This window comes from Mucilaginibacter sp. NFR10 (assembly GCF_900100445.1).
GTDB lineage: Bacteria > Bacteroidota > Bacteroidia > Sphingobacteriales > Sphingobacteriaceae > Mucilaginibacter > Mucilaginibacter rubeus.
Genome location: NZ_FMTV01000001.1, coordinates 70,368 through 88,055 on the forward strand (window position 1 = coordinate 70,368; position 17,688 = coordinate 88,055).

14 protein-coding genes are annotated in these 17,688 nt (G+C 42.0%); 5 read left to right on the forward strand and 9 right to left on the reverse strand.

All coding sequences use genetic code 11. The features are described from left to right. Window positions 1–14 precede the first annotated feature (14 nt). The 4 genes from BLP33_RS00310 to BLP33_RS00325 form a co-directional block, all read right to left on the reverse strand. Window positions 15–1,289: an MFS transporter gene (locus BLP33_RS00310; RefSeq protein WP_090523507.1), complete on the reverse strand. Its 1,275-nt coding sequence runs from the start codon at window positions 1,287–1,289 to the stop codon at window positions 15–17. Between the two features lie 6 nt (window positions 1,290–1,295). Further along, the gene (locus BLP33_RS00315) at window positions 1,296–4,064 is read right to left on the reverse strand and encodes a TonB-dependent receptor (RefSeq protein WP_090523511.1); all 2,769 of its coding nucleotides are present in this window, start codon (window positions 4,062–4,064) and stop codon (window positions 1,296–1,298) included. 34 nt (window positions 4,065–4,098) lie between these two features. Further along, window positions 4,099–4,659, reverse strand: coding sequence for a carboxymuconolactone decarboxylase family protein (locus tag BLP33_RS00320; RefSeq protein ID WP_090523513.1), 561 nt, complete (start codon window positions 4,657–4,659; stop codon window positions 4,099–4,101). 187 nt (window positions 4,660–4,846) lie between these two features. After that, window positions 4,847–5,395 (reverse strand): hypothetical protein, encoded by a 549-nt coding sequence (locus tag BLP33_RS00325; protein ID WP_139159899.1) that lies wholly within the window; start codon window positions 5,393–5,395, stop codon window positions 4,847–4,849. A gap of 278 nt (window positions 5,396–5,673) precedes the next feature. Here BLP33_RS00325 and BLP33_RS00330 point away from each other — a divergent pair, with 278 nt between their 5' ends. Next, window positions 5,674–6,150, forward strand: coding sequence for an organic hydroperoxide resistance protein (locus BLP33_RS00330; RefSeq protein WP_090523523.1), 477 nt, complete (start codon window positions 5,674–5,676; stop codon window positions 6,148–6,150). 97 nt (window positions 6,151–6,247) lie between these two features. Here the strand turns inward: BLP33_RS00330 and BLP33_RS00335 are convergent, their stop codons facing one another. From BLP33_RS00335 to BLP33_RS00355, 5 genes are all read right to left on the reverse strand, one after another. Then, the gene (locus tag BLP33_RS00335; RefSeq protein WP_090523527.1) at window positions 6,248–6,928 is read right to left on the reverse strand and encodes a metal-dependent hydrolase; all 681 of its coding nucleotides are present in this window, start codon (window positions 6,926–6,928) and stop codon (window positions 6,248–6,250) included. Window positions 6,929–6,955: 27 nt separating this feature from the next. Beyond that, on the reverse strand, window positions 6,956–7,378 hold the full coding sequence (locus tag BLP33_RS00340) for a hypothetical protein (RefSeq protein WP_090523531.1): 423 nt from the start codon (window positions 7,376–7,378) through the stop codon (window positions 6,956–6,958). A gap of 233 nt (window positions 7,379–7,611) precedes the next feature. Then, window positions 7,612–8,412: a DUF1223 domain-containing protein gene (locus BLP33_RS00345; RefSeq protein ID WP_090523536.1), complete on the reverse strand. Its 801-nt coding sequence runs from the start codon at window positions 8,410–8,412 to the stop codon at window positions 7,612–7,614. A 309-nt stretch (window positions 8,413–8,721) separates the two neighbouring features. Continuing rightward, window positions 8,722–9,483: a LytR/AlgR family response regulator transcription factor gene (locus BLP33_RS00350; RefSeq protein WP_090523543.1), complete on the reverse strand. Its 762-nt coding sequence runs from the start codon at window positions 9,481–9,483 to the stop codon at window positions 8,722–8,724. Next, the gene (locus BLP33_RS00355; RefSeq protein ID WP_090523546.1) at window positions 9,464–10,486 is read right to left on the reverse strand and encodes a sensor histidine kinase; all 1,023 of its coding nucleotides are present in this window, start codon (window positions 10,484–10,486) and stop codon (window positions 9,464–9,466) included. Before BLP33_RS00355 ends, BLP33_RS00350 begins: the two co-directional genes overlap by 20 nt. A gap of 391 nt (window positions 10,487–10,877) precedes the next feature. On the opposite strand from BLP33_RS00355, the gene BLP33_RS00360 reads away from it, so the two are divergent. The 4 genes from BLP33_RS00360 to BLP33_RS00375 all read left to right on the forward strand — a co-directional run bounded on the left by BLP33_RS00360 (window position 10,878) and on the right by BLP33_RS00375 (window position 17,616). Continuing rightward, window positions 10,878–11,417: an RNA polymerase sigma-70 factor gene (locus BLP33_RS00360; RefSeq protein WP_175489876.1), complete on the forward strand. Its 540-nt coding sequence runs from the start codon at window positions 10,878–10,880 to the stop codon at window positions 11,415–11,417. 84 nt (window positions 11,418–11,501) lie between these two features. Continuing rightward, the gene (locus BLP33_RS00365; protein ID WP_090523555.1) at window positions 11,502–12,569 is read left to right on the forward strand and encodes a FecR family protein; all 1,068 of its coding nucleotides are present in this window, start codon (window positions 11,502–11,504) and stop codon (window positions 12,567–12,569) included. A 195-nt stretch (window positions 12,570–12,764) separates the two neighbouring features. Beyond that, window positions 12,765–16,133 carry a TonB-dependent receptor gene (locus tag BLP33_RS00370; RefSeq protein ID WP_090523564.1) on the forward strand — a complete coding sequence of 1,123 codons (3,369 nt, stop codon included), beginning with the start codon at window positions 12,765–12,767 and terminating at the stop codon, window positions 16,131–16,133. Window positions 16,134–16,137: 4 nt separating this feature from the next. Continuing rightward, window positions 16,138–17,616 carry a RagB/SusD family nutrient uptake outer membrane protein gene (locus BLP33_RS00375; protein ID WP_090523568.1) on the forward strand — a complete coding sequence of 493 codons (1,479 nt, stop codon included), beginning with the start codon at window positions 16,138–16,140 and terminating at the stop codon, window positions 17,614–17,616. Window positions 17,617–17,688: the final 72 nt, after the last annotated feature.

Here is a 17,688-nt window from a genome sequence, read left to right on the forward strand (position 1 = left end):
TCGGCTTTAAGCCTTCAGCTTTTTGCTTTTTCCTCGCCTTCGGCTTTCTCCTGTACAAATAATACTACCAGCAAGCCTATTATAAATACCAGTGAAAAGATGAATAGCGAGTTACCGTAGCCTCCCAGGGTTGATACCAGCACGCCTACAAATAAAACCGCGGTAGCTGTAAAAATACGCCCGATGTTGAAGCAAAAGCCTGTTGCAGTTGCTTTGATGCCGGTTGAAAATAATTGGGGGATATAGGCTGATAATACGCCCTGGCTCGCCCCAAAGAATAAAGCCAGTATTATTATCTCGATATAAACTGCCGTACTGAATGTAGTATTAGTTTTAAACAGGACGAATGACATACCTGCGCAAACCGCAAAACAGATCACCATGGAGCGCCTTATAGATAGTAAATTAACAAGCCATCCTGAAAAGAAACCACCGGTTAACCCACCCATGCCCATACACATCATGCTCAGGCCGCGTTCTTTTGCGGCATCATGGTCGGTAATCAGGCTTTGCACCCAGGTAGGTAGCCACGAAAATATGGCCCATAAACCTATCAGCATTGTACCGAAGGTTAAGGAGCCAACAATAAGCTCGCGGCGATGGCTTTTAGAGAGGAGCTTGTTCAAGGGATTTTCGCGGTTGGCGATATCGTTACGGTAGTTGAGCCAGTTTTCAGATTCATTCAAAACCAGAGCGCCTATCAATGCCAATGCAAGAGGGATTACCCCGACTAAAAAGCCCGACCGCCATGACGATACAATAAAGTTGATTAGCCCTGCAGAGAAAATACCTACCGGGAAAGCTATGGAAAGAATGCCTATGATCACTGCTTTGCTTTTGGCCGGCCAGACTTCGCTCACCAGCGTTATGGATGTTACCAAAACGCCGCCTACGCCAAAACCGCTGAAAAAGCGGCAACACAGCACGCCCCACCAGGTTGGCATTAACCCGGTTAAAATGGTAAATACGCCATAGCTGCCAATGGCGAGCAGCAAGGCTTTTTTCCGACCCATTTTATCGCTGATTACCCCCCAGGTAAAACCACCAAAGGCCCAGCCGAATATAAAAATGGCATTGATATACCCGCTGATGGCGTTGATTTCATTGGCCGGAACGGCACCCTGTAGATCCTTTACCACAACAGGCAAGTAAACCGACATCAGCGTGGAAACCGAACCGCCCAGGGCAGTACTAAAAAAACAGATCACAAACAGCACCATCCTATAGGCGGCACTGAGGTTTGTTTGAGGTTTTGCAAGCTGCTGTTCTTCAATTGCTAAAGTGCTCATGTTATTCTATTTTAAAAGGTCATCAAATACTATTGAAACATAATAAATGGCGCCAATTGCCGGCGAACCATATGATTGGTAAATACGGTTGTTGAAGATATTGCTGCCACCAACTTTAATTGTTGATTTAAATTTTGGCAGTTTTTTGTTGAACTGCAGATCAACAACTGAATAAGCATCAACGCGACCGGGGCGGGTACCGTTAAATGTGCCATACCAGTCGTAAGCAGTTTGCCAGTGCCATGCCGCGTTAAAACCGAAATCATTGATTACGTTGCTGTTGCCAAATGTTGCATTGGTGCCCCATTTTGGTGTATTGAAAGCCGCAATATTGTTAGGATTAGCGTTGCGAAGGTTAAATACTGATAAAGTTGCGTTACCACCCAAAGCGTAACCGCCGTTAAGCAGGTATGTTAAACCGGCGCTTGCTCCCTGGGCCGATACTTTATCCGGTGCGTTGGTATACAACTGGAAGGCGTGAACCTTACCGTTAGGAATATCAGTTGCGGAGGCTGTGGTAATCTGGCCATCAGAACCAAGAATTGGATTGCTGGGTTGAATAACCACAGTATTCAGAATAAAGTTGGTGTAGCTGCTGTAATAGTAGTTTACGTCAATCAGTAATTTATCCATCATCAAGCCTTTATAGCCCACTTCAAATGCTTTTTGCTGCTCTGGTTTAATGTAGGCTACGCTTGCTTTTTGGAGCAGCCCCTTGTTTTGTTCGATAGCCTGTGGGAATGACGTACCGCTTTGTACCGCCTTGCCAAACGCAGCGCCAAAAGCGCTTACCGATGACGAGGTGAACGAGTTTTCATAAACGTTTAAGCCCTTGCTGTTATTAGGCGCACCGCCCAAAATAGTGATAGGGCCTACGTTAAGGTGGATAAACTGATCAACAGGGGTTGGGTTCCTGAAACCGGTTTGGTATGATGCCCTGAAGTTTGAGGTTTTATCAACCGTATAAACTGCCGAAAAACGAGGAGTGAAGCTGCCTTTAAAGTTTTCGTTTTTATCGTAACGGATAGAGGCTGTCAGTTTCAGATTATCATCAAACAGCTTTTTAGCAGCCTGTAAAAACGAACCGTACTCTTTAATGGTTACACGATTTACCTTGTCATCAAACAAACTGCCATTGGTAAACATCCTGTAATCGCGGAAACTGCCGCCTGCCAAAAGCTCAAACACTTTTATGGCGCTGGTAAAATCATACTGGCCTTCGGCATGGTAAAATTTACTGTTACTGAAAACACCCGCTCCGCTCAAGCCATAATTGTGGATAGATGCATTTTTGGCATTGTTAAATTCAGCAGTACCCGGTAAAAAACGGCCCTGATCAGCAAAAGTTCTTGCGGCAGAATTGCTATTTGGCGTAACACCACTTACCGAACCGTTAAACGCAGCCGCATAACGGGTAAACCAGGTATCATCGGCTTTATCAGGTGTTACAGTGTTTCCGTTCAGGTCTTTTACCCAGTCGCGGTTGATGAATTGGGCCAGGGAGCGGGTATTATATGAGTCGTGCGAATTTTCTTCAACCGAGTAGCCGCGGACGAAGAAGTTGCTGCCTTTTAACTCAATCCTGTGTGTTTGCAAAACAAAGTTATTCAGATCGAAACGGCTGCTGCCGGTATAGCTTGCAGTACCGCGGCCGTAGTTGTATTGGTAGATTGCCTCCAGGTTATTGCTGAAACGGTATTGTAATGCGCCGTTAAGTTTAAGGCTGTAAACGTTGTAGTTCATCAGGTCTTTTTCCTCATAACCTGTTCTGGAAACCAAGCCAATGCCGGGTAAGGTTTTTGTAACCTCATCTCCATAAATATTTAGCGCATCGCGCCCGGGGTTGTTAGGCCCACGTTGTGCTGCCGGTGTTGAAGCGCTTACGTCGGTATAGTTATCGGCATACCAGTCGCGCCCGGTCAGGTATGAGGCATTGATTTTAAACGCGAATTTATCGTTGAAAGCTTTGGCATAGCGGGCTGCAAAATCATACAAGCCCTGTGGTTTAACAACCGATTCGCCGAAGTGATTAAGGCCTGTTTTTACCTGCACGGTTAAGCCCTGGTATTTGAAAGGATCTTTGGTTTTAAGTGAAAGTAAGCCGTTAAAAGCCACCGGGCCATACAAAGCTGAAGCCGCACCTGGAATAACTTCCACGCTTTCGATATCAATATCCGAAGCGCCAAAAAGGTTACCAACTGAAAAGTTTAAGCCTGGTGTTTGATTGTCCACGCCGTCAACCAACTGCAAAAAGCGACTGTTACCCGTGCTGTTAAAGCCGCGGGTGTTGATCTGTTTATAGGTTAAACTGCTGGTAACCGCTTCAAGGCCTTTTAAGCTTTGCAAGCCATCATAAAAAGTAAACGAAGGGTTGTCCTTAATGGCTTTAAGGCTCATTTTTTCGATACTTACCGGCGATTGCAAAATGCTTTGGTTGATACGCGTTGCAGATGATACCACCTCGTTGAGCACAATTGCCTTTTGGGTTAGCTTTATGCTGATATCATTATTGGCAGAGGTTACCTGGCTTTCCTGCACTTCAAAGCCTACTGCCGATATAATGATAGTAAAGGGCAGCTTTAATTTATTGGCGTTTAACGTATAGCTACCTTTTGAGTCGGTAGTGGTGCCGGTGAGTTTCCCTTTTACGGAAATACTTGCGCCGGATACAGGTTTGCCTGTAGCTGCATCGGTAATGTTGCCCGTTATTTTAATTTCCTGTGCAAACAGGTTTATTGAGCTGAGCAGTAATATGATGAATAAAAGTTTTTTCATTGTGATTGGGTTTTACTTTAAATAGGGATTAGGATTATTTTTTCAAATGATCATAGCCTTGCGGCAGGCGGGTATAACCATGGTTAACAAGGCGTTCGGCCAGTACGTTGTAGTAACCGGCATCGGCTGGGAGGGCAGTGGCCAATCCGTCAACATAGCGGTTATAATAGCAAAATAGGGCAGCTATAAGCACGGTATCATGGATCTCAATGTCGGTAGCTCCGGCTGCTTTGGCACGGTCGATGGCTTCGGTAGTTACATTCCGGCCGTTTTGTGCGGTTAGTTTGGCAATTGTAAGCAGGGCTTTCATTTTCTCGGTAACCGGAGCGGTTTCGATGTTTTCCTTTACCTTTTGTGCTGTTTCGGCTTCGCCGGCAAGCAGATCGGCTGCGGCGGTGTGAGCGGTAGTGCAAAAGGTGCATTGGTTGTTGTGTGATACTATGGTGGCTATCAGCTCGCGATCAGCTTCGGATAGGGTGGATGGGCCGCGCAATAAAAATTGCGTAAGGTTACGGATAGGTTGTGCCGGTTCTTTGGCATACTCCAACAGGCCGGTAATGCCCGGCAAATGGCTTTCAAGGGTAATATAAGGCATAAATAATTTTTGAATGTTTGTAGGTTGGGGAAGGGGATGTACCTGTCTGGAGATTACTAATCTTATCGATATATAGCTATTTTCATAGCTCTTGAGCCACGAATAAACTATCGACAGAAATAAATAATAACACAACAGTATAGTGGCACAGCCGCTACCCTAAAAATGAATTAAAACAGGGAGAAGATTAACAAACAGCCTTTGGCGGTTGCTCCGGAATATCCTGGTGAGCAGGAATTAACTGTTGAACCGGGTGAACAACAATTTGTTGAGTATATTTTACAGGGCAGCCAAACTCAAAATGTACAAAAGTGAAATTGAGGTTATCCTGCATAATTATCTTACCAAAGGGTACATGCTCCTTTTGCGGTACAGGGTTCTCTTTTACATCCCTGGCGTTAATGATGTTCTTATCGGCCAGCCGGGTGGTTTCGTAGTTTGGGATGCACATCAAATAAATTGCGCGACTGGTTACGCGCATTTTTTGATAATTGTAGCTGTTGTTGCCAAACCGGATCTGCCCATGAATATTTTCGTAGTTTTTCCAGTCGGTTATGCCAGGCATGTTTACCGGGATTACTACCTCGGTAAGGTCTTTCACATTGTAAAAGCCTTTGGCAGTTTGTTCGGCAAAGTATTTATTGCTTTTGTAAACCATGAACTGATGCAATGCCAGTTGCCCGCCTATATTAAGCAGGTGAAAACCGAGCAGCATTAGAGCAATAAACTTCTTCAATTGGTTTACGAACAATGAGTTGCTTAAAATTGCTGTTTATAAACGTAGTATCCAAATTTATTTAGAATAATTACGCGTAATGTGTAGCTGGTTTTCTTATTCTTTACCGGTTGTGATTAAAAGTTTCAATAGCTCTCGTACTGGTTGAACTTTCGGCTTAAAGAATGTCTTGTTCACGACATGGCTTGTCCGGTTCACATAGTTAGTGATAGGGCACCGGGCGATATCAGGGTATCTTTGAGCATACAAAAAACAAAAATTAATAAATAAATAACACAATGGAAACTATTCAAGAATCAGGTATCAGTAAGATCAAGGTTATCAACGCTATCTCAGCTAATAAAATCGACAAAGTATTATATACCGGTAAAGTTCGTACAGTTGGCGGTCGTGACGGTGGTTCATCTGTTAGTACCGATGGCCAGTTGGATATCAAACATTCAACTCCCGGAACCCCTAAACCAGGCACAAACCCCGAGCAATTATTTGCAGCAGGCTGGTCAGCATGTTTTGAAGGCGCCATCGGTATTGCTGCCGCTAAAAAAAGGATTGCACTCCCTGCCGAATTGGCTATTGATGCAGAAGTGGATTTGGGTATCACTACCGGCGCTTATTTCCTTCAAGCCCGTTTAAATGTAAGTTTGCCAGGTTTGGATGTTGAAGTAGCCAAAGCATTGATTGAAGAAGCACACCAAACATGTCCTTATTCAAAATTGACTTACGGTAATATCAATGTTGAGATCAATTTAGTATAAACCCCTTCCGCCCCCTGAAGGGGGTACTTTAAAAGTCATAAAAAGGCCTGCTCCTGTTAAAGAGAGCAGGCCTTTTTATGTATGGAAAATCACAGATTTAAATCTCTATACTTTCGCCAATGGCTGGTAAAAACAATTTTATCCCTGCCTGTTCAAATTGTTTAAAAGCTTTGTCCTTATCTATTTTAATAAAGCCAAAAGTATCATAATGACCCCCCAAAACCTTATTGGCCTTAACAAGCTTTGCCGCTTCAATGGCATCTTCAACGCCCATCGTTAACATGTCCCCGATCGGGAAAACCGCGAAATCCAGATCAATCCATCTTGCCACCAGTTCCATATCTAAGGTGAGACCGGTATCGCCACTGTAATAGAGATTACCATCATCGGTCTTTAAAGCATAACCGCAGGCCACGCCTGCATAGCTGCCATCCGGAAAGCTGGCCGAGTGTTGGGCAATGAATGATTTGGCAATGCCAAAATCAAAAGTCACCTTGCCGCCAGGGTTTAAAGGATGCACATTTTTAACGCCTTTTTTGCTGAAGTAATCATACACCTCATAAATACCCACAACCATAGCGCCTGTACGGTTGGCTATAGTTTCTACATCCAAAATATGATCGTAATGCCCGTGCGATACAAAAATGTAATCAGCTTTTATTTCATCAATGTTGATTTCTTTTGCCAATTCGTTACCTGTAATAAAGGGATCAAACAAAATGTGTTTACCTCCGGCTACTACCGAGAAGCACGAGTGACCGTAATAGTTGAGTTTCATTGGTTTGCTTTTTTATGTTAATGATGATTAGTTTAAGAGCGGAGTTAAGGCGTTTAAGACAGGCATTGGCAATAGCTTAAAATGATCGTAGGCTGTGTAGGTAAATTTACCTGTTACAGCGTTTATTTTAGGATGTAGAAATGTCATCTTTTTAAGCAGGATATTATCGGCCGAAGAATAAGCTGTGTATGGATCAGGTTTTTTGTTAAAGCCGGCAGGCAGAATGCTATCCGCTTGATTTTGTTTACTGGTATTAGCACCCGGCAACCTGAACTCCGGTGATAATTGCGAAGCGTCAAAGCGGCCTGTTTGGGAAGAATAGTTGCGTCCACCCGCCGGCAGGTTTATTTTAAAAGTAAATGCCTGCTCGGTACAATTTAGTTCGTTTGCCTGGGCATAAACCACAATGCTTAAAAATGTTGCTATGGCAATTAGCAGTAATGTTTTCATGATAGTATTTATTAAAAACAGGATCGACCCTGCGAAGGGCCGATCCTGTTTATGTTAGATTTAGTTATTTTCCACCGGTTTTTTTCTCTTTCCCGTAACGCAGATCAATTCACAATCCTGCGGGTTACGTTCAAACGGTGCCCTTGTCAGGAATGATAAAGAGAACAGTGACAAGAATCCCATTAATAACCGGCCTTGTTTCAACTTGCTCATGATTTTTGAATTTATGGTGGTTATATTTTGGCTACGGCTTCGCTGGTTAAAACAGCTTTTGTTGCAGTTAAAACCTCACCATTATCTTTGTTTTGTATAAAGCCTACTACTTCCCATTCTTGCTGGTTAAATTCTTTAGGAACGCTAATAATGGTTTGGCCTGTTTTTACCTGGCTTAGGGCAACTGTTTTTAAGTCGCGTACAATTTGGGCGTGCGATAAAGTTCTGCCTTCGTTTTCGCCGCGGGCAACTTTGCTGATGGCTGTTTTTTGCACAACGGCTATCAGCAATTGCTGGTTATCAGTGTTGCCTGATAGTTCGTAATTTACAGCAAGCTTATCGCCGGTTTGTTGTGCTTTTAAGGAAACCTGAGCAGTTTGTGCGGTTGTTAATGCATTCGAAATCGCTTCACGAAGTGCCGGCTCATCCGAGCCAACCATCTCAGTTTTACCATTAACTATAACTTGGGGTGTATAAACCTGGGCATTTAAATAGTAACTATATTCTTTTTGACGTTTTGAAAACATGGCATTGCTGAATACATCTTTCCAGCCGAGGTTATTCCAATAATCAACATGGTAAGCTAATATGTAAACAGGCTTTTCCTGTGACTCTTTTTGGATCCTCGCCAGCAATTCATCAGCAGGAGGACAGCTTGAGCATCCCTCTGAAGTAAACAATTCTACCAAAGCAAAACCTTTTCCGGGAGTAGTGTTGTTTTCGGTTTTAGGCGCATTTATTTTACGATTAGCGTAAGCTGCGGTAGCAAGTGCCAGTGCCACGGTACCAACACAAAAGCTAAAAATTTTTAAGGTTTTCATATTTCTTTCGATTTTAATTTACATCAAAATTAGCCTCGAAATGGTCGCTAAAACAGCGTAAAAAAGCCCAACCGGACATATTGTAAGCTCAGTTGGGCATTGTTTGAGTCGAAAGTCTTTAGTCTTAAGTTCTCAGTTGTTTTTAATTGTAGAGACGCATAATTGCGTCCACCGTATGCAAATTACTTTAGCAAATGGTCTGCAAAGTCGCTTGTCCTGCGGGAGACGCAATTATGCGTCTCTACTTGAAAAAATTATACAGCTTTTTAGAACTTCTGACTCAACACTTCCGACTTCGAACTTAAAAGACTATCTATTCTCGAGCCAGCTTAAAAATACCGGCGCTTTTTCTTTATTGATGAGTAATTTCTCGGGAGTTGGAATTGTTAGTTTCACAAACAGCTTACGCATAAAATAATGCTCCACCTCTTTTATCGCACTGAAGTTAACTATGTATTGCCTGTTGAGCCTGAAGAACTGCTCCTGCGAGAGCTGACCGCTGATCTGATCAAGCGACTGGTTAACCACATATTCCTGCTGATCAAAAGTCATGATGGTCGAAAGTTCATTGCGGATGTAGAAGAAGGCTATATTATTGGACGCTATGCTGATATACTTATTATTTTTAAATACCAGGAAGCTTTTTTTACCGGCAGGAGGCGTAACCTGCGATAGCAGGCTGCTGATATCAGGAGATGAACCCTGCTGAAAGAAATTACGCAACTCGTCTACTTTTTTAAAGGCATCGGCAATATCTGTTTTTGAGAAAGGCTTGAGTACATAATCAACGCTGTTGGCCTTAAATGCCTCTAACGAATATTCATCAAACGCGGTACAGAAAATAATAGGGCAGGACACCTTTACCGATTTAAAGATCTCAAAACACAACCCATCCGACAGTTGGATATCCATAAAAATAAGATCGGGCTGCTTGTTCTCTGAAAGATAGGCAACCGAGCTTTCAACACTCTGAAGCTTGGCAATTATTTTTGAGTGCGGTCTTAATTCTAATATGATCGTTTCAAGCGAACGGGCCGCCTTTAATTCGTCTTCAATGATGATAATGTTCATGTATAATAGGTAGTTTAACTTTGAATATTTTATCTTCAGATATGATCTCTATATGTTTATCAAGCAGGTGATCGTAACGCAAATTGATATTCTTAAGCCCAACACCTGTTGATGGTTCTTCAAAGCGCTTTGGTTTTATTTCGTTTTCCATAACGATGTTTTCACCCTCAGTATACAGTTTGATATGCAGGGGATGATCTAATGATACCACATTGTGTTTAATACAGTTTTCTATCAATAGCTGCAGTGTGAATGGGGGAATTAGCGTACCGCGATATTGTTCATGTATAGTATTAGTGAAAATAAAACCGTCTTCAAACCTGGCTTTAAGTAAAAAATTGTAAGCTTCTACAATTTCCAGTTCGTCGGATAAATGAATGAGGTCTAATTTTCGGCTCTCAAGCGTAAAACGGTAAAAATTTGAAAGTTTAAGGATGAAATCTACCGAGTGTTGGTCATTGGTCTCAACCATCGCCTTTAGGGTATTGAGACTGTTAAACAGGAAATGCGGGTTGATCTGCTGTTTCAACAGTTCATATTGTGCGCCAAGGTTATCGGCCTTAATACGTTCCAACTCAACGTTAACCTGCTGGTTTTGGTAGTTCTGGTACAACAGGTTTATAAGCATATAAAATACCAGGTTAATAAGTATGCCCCTTACTTCGATCATCAGCATTACCGGGCCAAAATTCAAATGCGTTAGTATCAGTTGCTGTATGTAGGCTAAGGCCAGCATTACCCCCATACCTATCAGCAGTGTTGTAAGGAGCCGGGAATACGAGATGCTTTTATTCAGTTGTTTATTGCCCGATTGCTTTGGCAGCGTATAGATATTATAGTACCATACAAACAATGAAAATGCTGCCGTAACCGCCGAATTCACTGCCGCTTCAGCGGGTTTAAAATGGCGTTCGGCTATTTGGGGAACGGAGGCCAACAGGCCAAGGAAAATTGAACTGCTCCATATAATTCCGGGAGAGATTTTAAATGTTGTGTCTTTCATTTATTGCAAGGGTTTGCGGAAATAAAATGGTCGCCGGGCAAATATAAAGTTAATTATGGCCTATAGGCCAAATCTGCTGTTGTGTTACTAAAACCACCGTCAAACTTTAATCTGTTTTGACCAAACACCCCAATTATTTCCGTTTGCTGCTAAAATATAACAGGTTTCAATATGGAAATATGGGTTTATGGTACAAGCGGACATCTTATCACCTGAATTAGACATTTTAAACCGCGAATATTACGATAATAGAATTGCAGACAATCGGTTTTGGGCGATGAGCAGATAGGGGTTTCTTAAATCAACCTAAAATAGCTTTGATCAAGATTTTTTACTTAAAATTGTACATTATTTCAGTTAACTGTTCCCGTTAAAAGCAAGCCGCTCAACATTGGAGATTAAAGAACTTATAGATTCTATTCATTATAATAATGATGAATCTGCCTTTAATGAATTGTATAAGCTGCTGATCAATAATCTTAATCAGTTTGCCTGGTCCTTTTTGGGCGATAAGGAAGCTTGCGAGGAGATTATCAACGATCTTTTTGTAAATATCTGGACTGGCCGCCACAAGCTTAACAAGATCTCGAACCCTAAAGTATACTTTTATGTGGCTATAAAAAATGCCTGTCTTAACCATATCCGAAGTAACACCTCAAAAAGAAACCGCGACGCTCAACTTGCCGAAACCTATTATTTTCATTTATCGGTGGATCCCGCGCAATTGCTCATCAGCAAAGAGCTGCAAGCCGGAGTTCTAAACGCTGTAAACAGTCTGCCGCCCCGTTGTAAGCTCATTTTTAAAATGGTTAAAGAGGATGATCTCTCCTGCAATGAGGTAGCCGATATCCTTGGTCTCTCTAACAAAACTGTATTTGCCCAACTGGCCATCGCGTTGAAGAAACTGGATGAGGCACTTGGGAATAAATAGGTTGATCCCCTTCAAAAAAATATTTTAATTTCTTTTAGGAAAAACTGGGAACTGCTGTGTCCTTAAGCCAGAATACCAATTACTATGAGCAAATCCAGGTTTATTGAGTTAATGGCCAAAAGCATGGGCAAAACTGCCAGTGCTGAAGAATTGACCGAACTCGACATGTTTCTTGAACAATTTCCCGACTATAAAAAAACTTACAATGTTACCAATGCTTTAAAAGGAAACGGCACTGAAGCAACAGAAACAAAACCGGAAGAGATTAACGGAAACCTGGAGGAAATCTGGAACCGGATTAAAAGCTTGAACGAAAATTCGGCGAATGATACTAAGATAAAACCAATGTTCAGGTGGCAATGGGTTGCTGCAGTGGTACTGGTGCTTGTTACTACAGGCGTTTTATTTTATAACAGAGCGGTACAGCAGGATACTTTAACCACCGAAAACATATTACATGAAATTCGTGTGCCTTACGGTAAAACCGAAAAGCTCAAACTGCCCGACGGAACACAGGTTACCCTGAATGCAGGCAGTACTTTTTCATACCCTGAGGCTTTTGAAAAAAATAGCCGGGATGTAAGCCTTACCGGCGAAGGTTTTTTTGAAGTTACCAAAAATGCTAAGAAACCTTTTCTGGTACATACTGCTAAGCTTGTTGTAAAGGTATTAGGAACGGTGTTTAATGTTAAGGCTTATAATAATGATAAAACAGTTGAAACTACGCTGTTAAAAGGTAAGGTACAGGTTGAATTAAAAAACAATCCCGAAAAAAAGATTATCCTGTTGCCTAATGAAAAGCTGATTGTTGTTAATAACCGGGAGCCTAAAAGTGTAAAGAGCAAGGAAGGTAAAATTGAATACCAGGTAACCGAATTGCCTGATGTTAAGCCGGATGAAGTGAAAGAAACAGCCTGGGTTGATAACCGCATCCTGTTCACCAACGAGATGTTTGAAGATGTGGCTGCTCAAATTGAACGCAAATACAACGTGCAGGTTGTGTTTGAAGATCGGGCGCTTCGTACCGAGCAGATAAGCGGTTTACTTGATAAAGAAACGTTGAAGGAAGCTTTAGGCATTATTGAACTGACCACGCCGTTCAATTTTAGGGTTGATGGACAAACGGTGTACCTGTCAAAGAAAGATAAATAAAAACAAAATAAACTAACTAACCACTTAATTAACAGCTTATGATATTGAAAACTTACCTGTCAGATTCCTGAAATATCCTCAAATAAACAAGGGAAGAGCTGCCACTCCTCCCCGCAAACAAATAGGATTTTATTAACGGAGTAAGCTATTGTAACACAGCACTTACTCCATCCATTTATTTTCAAAACAAATGTAATGAAAAAAACAAGAAGGGTGTTCCCGCTTCGTGGCGCGCCCGTGTGTCTCAAAGTTATTTTGCTGATGAAAGCAGTATTTTTATTGGTCATGGTTACCTGTGTGCAAGTTTCTGCAAAAGTGTACTCACAGCAGAAATTTACGCTTAACCTAAAGCAGGCCGAAGTAAGCAGTGTCCTTACCAAAATTCAAAAACAAAGTGATTACCGTTTCTTTTACAACTATGCCAGTGTTAAAAAGTTGGGTAGGGTTGATGTGGATGTAAAAGACGCAACTATTGATGAGCTGCTTGCCGTTATCATTGATGATAAGCTCTCCTATAAAATGAGTGATGATCATGTAGTGATCATTGCCAACCAGGAGGATGCCAAAAACCTTGCCCTTATAAAAGGAAAAGTTGTTGATGCCAAAGGTGAACCGCTTATTGGTGTAAACATTAGGCTTCAAGGTACTAATCAGGGTACTACTACCGATCTAAATGGTAATTTCAGTATCGATGCCCCTGTAAACGGCGTGTTGGAAATATCTTATATCGGGTATGAAAAGAAGGTTGTTACTATAACCGGAAGCCAAACTTTAAATATCACCCTCGTTGCCCTGCCATCTGCCTTGACCGAAGTTGTGGTTGTTGGTTATGGTACCAGCAAAAAGGTTGATGTTACGGGTGCAGTAGCAAGCGTTAAAGGATCGGATATTCAAAACTTGCCTGTTAGTACAGCGGCCCAGGCTTTAGATGGCCGTGCAAGTGGTGTAAGTATTGTTCGTAACGATGGTTCACCTGGCGCTGCGCCGAGCATCAGGATCCGTGGAACAGGTACAGTGAATGATGCCAATCCGTTAATTGTAATTGACGGTGTACCTACCAGTAACCCTGACGCGTTAAGTGACATTAACCCCAACGATATTGCCAGCGTCGACATTTTGAAAGACGCCTCTTCAAGCGCTATTTACGGTACACGTGCTGCGAATGGTGTGGTTTTAGTAACTACGAAAAGAGGTACTTATAATCAAAAGCTGGCAACCACTGTTAACTTTTATAGCGGGTTTTCCAACACAACTAAATATCTTAATCTGCTAACGGCTCCAGATTTATTTAAATTAAAAAGGGAACGTTATACAAATGACGGCGTAGCAATTGATGCTCCATGGGATGATAATTATTATGCTACTCAAAGAACTGACTGGCAAAGGGCTATTATGGGTACCGGGCGTGTAACCAATGGCGATGTTAGTATCCAGGGTGGTAATGATGCTTCAAACTATTACTTTTCAAGCTCTATTTATAACGAGGATGGTATTATTGATAAAACCAACTTCAAACGATACAGTACACGTATCAATTCCGAGCATAAGATAACTTCATGGTTAAAACTGGGAGAGAACGTTCAACTGACCTACGGTAATAACAATGGCTTTGATAACAATAATTCGCAAACGGGTTTGATATTTTCGGCTCTGCGTTTTAACCCGGCTATACCGCTGGTAAATCCTGATGGTACTTACGGTACATCAAAGGCTTTTGCTAATCAGTTGGGTGATATCAACAGTCCCTATGCTACTATCCAAATGGCCGACAGGTACACTAAAAAGTACAGGGCCTTGGCCAACGCGTTTGCTGAAATTACCTTTTTAAAGGAGCTGAAATTGAAGGTTAACTATGCCTTTGACGGTACATTTATCCGCAATTATAATTTTAGTATCGCAGATAATAATCAAACAAGGCCAAACCCAAATTCTACCTTAACTCAATCTGAAGAGGAAGTATCGTCACAGTTGCTTGAATCTTTTCTTACGTATGATAAGGTGTTTGGCAAAAGTCACGTAACTTTTACAGGTGGTTATTCTTATCAAAACTTTAAAGATTACGGTTTTAACGCTCAAAGGGTTGGTTATGACGACACCGATCCCGATCAACGGGTGCTTAACCAGGGCAATGGCCAATTCAATTCAAATATCTTGCCTCAGCCATCTTCACTGCAGTCGGGCTTTGCAAGGTTATTTTATGATTTTGACAGCAGGTACCTGGCAACCGTTACTTTTCGTGCAGACGGTTCTTCCAAATTTGCGCCCGGCAAACAGTGGGGGTACTTTCCTGCATTCTCCTTGGGCTGGAGAATTACCAGTGAAAAATTCATGAAAAATATCACCTGGATTAATAACTTGAAATTGACGGGTGGTTATGGTGAGTTGGGTAATCAAAATGTACTGCCTTTTCAGTATCTAAGCTTGATCAAAATTGGCAGTACTTATGAAAATGGTGGTTATGCCTTTGGCGGCACGGGAGTAAGTGGTGCAGCTGTTACAAGTATTGCAAATCCGGATATTACTTGGGAGCGTACTGCTATGACCAACATTACCCTTGATGCTGGTTTCCTGAATAACCAGTTAAATACCACACTTACGTATTTCAATAAGAATACTAAAGATATGCTGATATCACCGCCGGTAGTAGGTTCAGCGGGTTCGGTAGCTATTCCAAATCAAAACATCGGTACAATGAATAACAAAGGTGTCGAAGTTGAAATTAACTATCAAGGCGGCGATAAACTAAAATATTCATTCGGTGCCAATGCTTCGTTTATCAAAAATAAGGTAACTAAACTTAATGGAGAAGGTACTTTCATTGGTTCGACAGTTTACGGGCGTTCAAGCCAGGAAATCTCAAGAACATATCAGGGTCAGCCGATAGCTTCTTTTTACGGATGGAAAACAAATGGCCTTTACCAAACCCAGGCAGAAATTGATAACGATCCGGCGCTTAAAAATGATTCGCGCAAGGCTAATATCAAACCCGGCGATGTGCGTTTTCTGGATTTAAATGGCGATGGCCAGATTGATGGTAATGACCGCACCAATTTGGGCAATCCAAATCCTAATGCTACAGTTGGTTTGCAAGGCAGTCTTTCATACAAAGGTTTTGACTTTGCAGCAAACTTTACCGGCGTATTTGGTGTAAGCCTTTATAATGCCGATAGGATGCAAGGTATTGATCCAACCTATCCGTTTAATCTTTATGCCGAAGACATGAACCGCTGGACAGGGCCGGGCACAAGCAACTCGATCCCGCGTATGTCATTAGATCGTGCTAACGACAATTATCGCACATCCGACCTGTTTGTCGAAAGCGGGAATTACTTTGCCCTCAAAAATGCCACTTTAGGTTATACTTTACCTGCAAGCTGGGCTAAAAAAGCGACACTGAAAAGCGTAAGGTTATATGCATCAGGTCAAAACATATTTTTTATAACCAATTATAAAGGATACACCCCTGAGCTTGGTTATACTAATGGCAACCTGCAGCGTGGGGTTGATGTGGCCCAGTACCCTACGGTACGTACAATTACATTCGGTATAACTGCTAAACTTTAAAATCATGAAATCGAAAATTACAATATATATGGTTATAGGGCTGGCGTTACTCAACAGCGCCTGTAAAAAAGCACTTGATCTTAAACAACAAGGGGTTTATACCTCAGATAATTATTTCAGGAACGAAGTTGATGCTGTAAATGCGGTTTCCGGTATTTATAGCCTTTTAGAAGAAGAGGATTATGTTGGCCACGCGGAGGCTACATTTGATGTTCCATCTGACGATTACTGGCGTTCAGGTGATCATAGCGAGGATGAGGGCATTGAGAACTTAACTTATGATGCTTCAAATGCAGCCATCAGGTATCCATGGAAATGGAGGTATGAAACCATCAACCGGGCAACCAATTGCATCATTAACATCCCAAAGATCACCGCAATATCTGCCGATATTAAAAATCGGAGTATGGGCGAAGCTTATTTTTTACGTGCCTTTGGCTACTGGCGTTTAATGATCATTCATGGCGATGTACCTATCATTACCGAAGATGATTACTCAAAACAAACTTTTAATGTTCCAAAATCGCCAATTGAAGAAGTACGAAAACAGATCGAGTCGGACTTGTTGAAAGCGGTGGATCTTTTGCCTGAAAGCTATGGCTCTGCCGACCGCGGCCGTGTAAGCAAAGGAACTGCATTGGGCTTATTAACCAAGCTTTACATGTATTGGGAAAAACTTCCTGAGGCAATTGCAACCGGTCAAAAAGTGATTTCCAATTCACATTACGCGTTGGCTGCTAACTACGCCGATAATTTTACCCGTGCTAACGAAACCAGCACCGAGTTGCTTTTTTCGATCCAGGCTGTACAAACCGTTGTACAAAATGACTTTACAGTTTATTACATTCCAAGATCATGGAACGGTTATGGCTTTAGTCAGCCATTACAGGGACTTGCCAATGAGTTTGAGGCAGGTGATCCGCGTAAACAGGCTACTTTATTAAGCGTTGGCGACAAGGTTGATCTGGGTGATGGCAAGGGCTTGACAACGTTTACCGCCGATCTTTCTGCTACTGGTTATGCATTTAAAAAGTACGCTGTATTTAATACTGAAGCTGATGGCGGTGGAGTTGACCACAGTTATGCTGTGCCTCTAATGCGTTCTGCAGATATTTATTTATTAGTTGCCGAAGCCTTGATCCGTACACAAGGTGCCGGAGCTGGTGACGCTTTGATCAACCAGATCAGGCATAGGGCTTCTCCACTGTTAAAACCTGTTTCAGGAGCTGGCATGAAAGAGCTGATCCATGAGCGTCGAGTTGAACTGGCGGGTGAAGATCAACGCCATCAGGACCTGATGCGCTGGGATAAAGCTAAAATTGTGGATATAGCGGCAATTTATAACCTTGCTGTTTCCAAAGCTCCGCTTGATCAAAACAAAACGGTAACCTTTGTACGCCCTAAAAACTATTACTTCCCAATCCCCCAGGTTGAGATTGATAAGAGTAAAGGTGTGTTAGTACAGAACCCTAATTTTAAATAATTATATCCTTATACCGGCAATAGGGGAGAGCCTCATGTTGCCGGTATTTATTTCCAGCGTTTAATTATCTGT

Excerpts from the sequence above, each read along its gene's own strand:
- BLP33_RS00355 (WP_090523546.1), bottom strand. The coding sequence starts at position 10,486 with ATGAAAGACACAACATTTAAAATCTCTCCCGGAATTATATGGAGCAGT.
- BLP33_RS00370 (WP_090523564.1), top strand. The coding sequence starts at position 12,765 with ATGAAAAAAACAAGAAGGGTGTTCCCGCTTCGTGGCGCGCCCGTGTGT.
- BLP33_RS00365 (WP_090523555.1), top strand. The coding sequence starts at position 11,502 with ATGAGCAAATCCAGGTTTATTGAGTTAATGGCCAAAAGCATGGGCAAA.
- BLP33_RS00375 (WP_090523568.1), top strand. The coding sequence starts at position 16,138 with ATGAAATCGAAAATTACAATATATATGGTTATAGGGCTGGCGTTACTC.
- BLP33_RS00315 (WP_090523511.1), bottom strand. The coding sequence starts at position 4,064 with ATGAAAAAACTTTTATTCATCATATTACTGCTCAGCTCAATAAACCTG.
- BLP33_RS00345 (WP_090523536.1), bottom strand. The coding sequence starts at position 8,412 with ATGAAAACCTTAAAAATTTTTAGCTTTTGTGTTGGTACCGTGGCACTG.
- BLP33_RS00335 (WP_090523527.1), bottom strand. The coding sequence starts at position 6,928 with ATGAAACTCAACTATTACGGTCACTCGTGCTTCTCGGTAGTAGCCGGA.
- BLP33_RS00310 (WP_090523507.1), bottom strand. The coding sequence starts at position 1,289 with ATGAGCACTTTAGCAATTGAAGAACAGCAGCTTGCAAAACCTCAAACA.
- BLP33_RS00350 (WP_090523543.1), bottom strand. The coding sequence starts at position 9,483 with ATGAACATTATCATCATTGAAGACGAATTAAAGGCGGCCCGTTCGCTT.
- BLP33_RS00320 (WP_090523513.1), bottom strand. The coding sequence starts at position 4,659 with ATGCCTTATATTACCCTTGAAAGCCATTTGCCGGGCATTACCGGCCTG.
- BLP33_RS00340 (WP_090523531.1), bottom strand. The coding sequence starts at position 7,378 with ATGAAAACATTACTGCTAATTGCCATAGCAACATTTTTAAGCATTGTG.
- BLP33_RS00330 (WP_090523523.1), top strand. The coding sequence starts at position 5,674 with ATGGAAACTATTCAAGAATCAGGTATCAGTAAGATCAAGGTTATCAAC.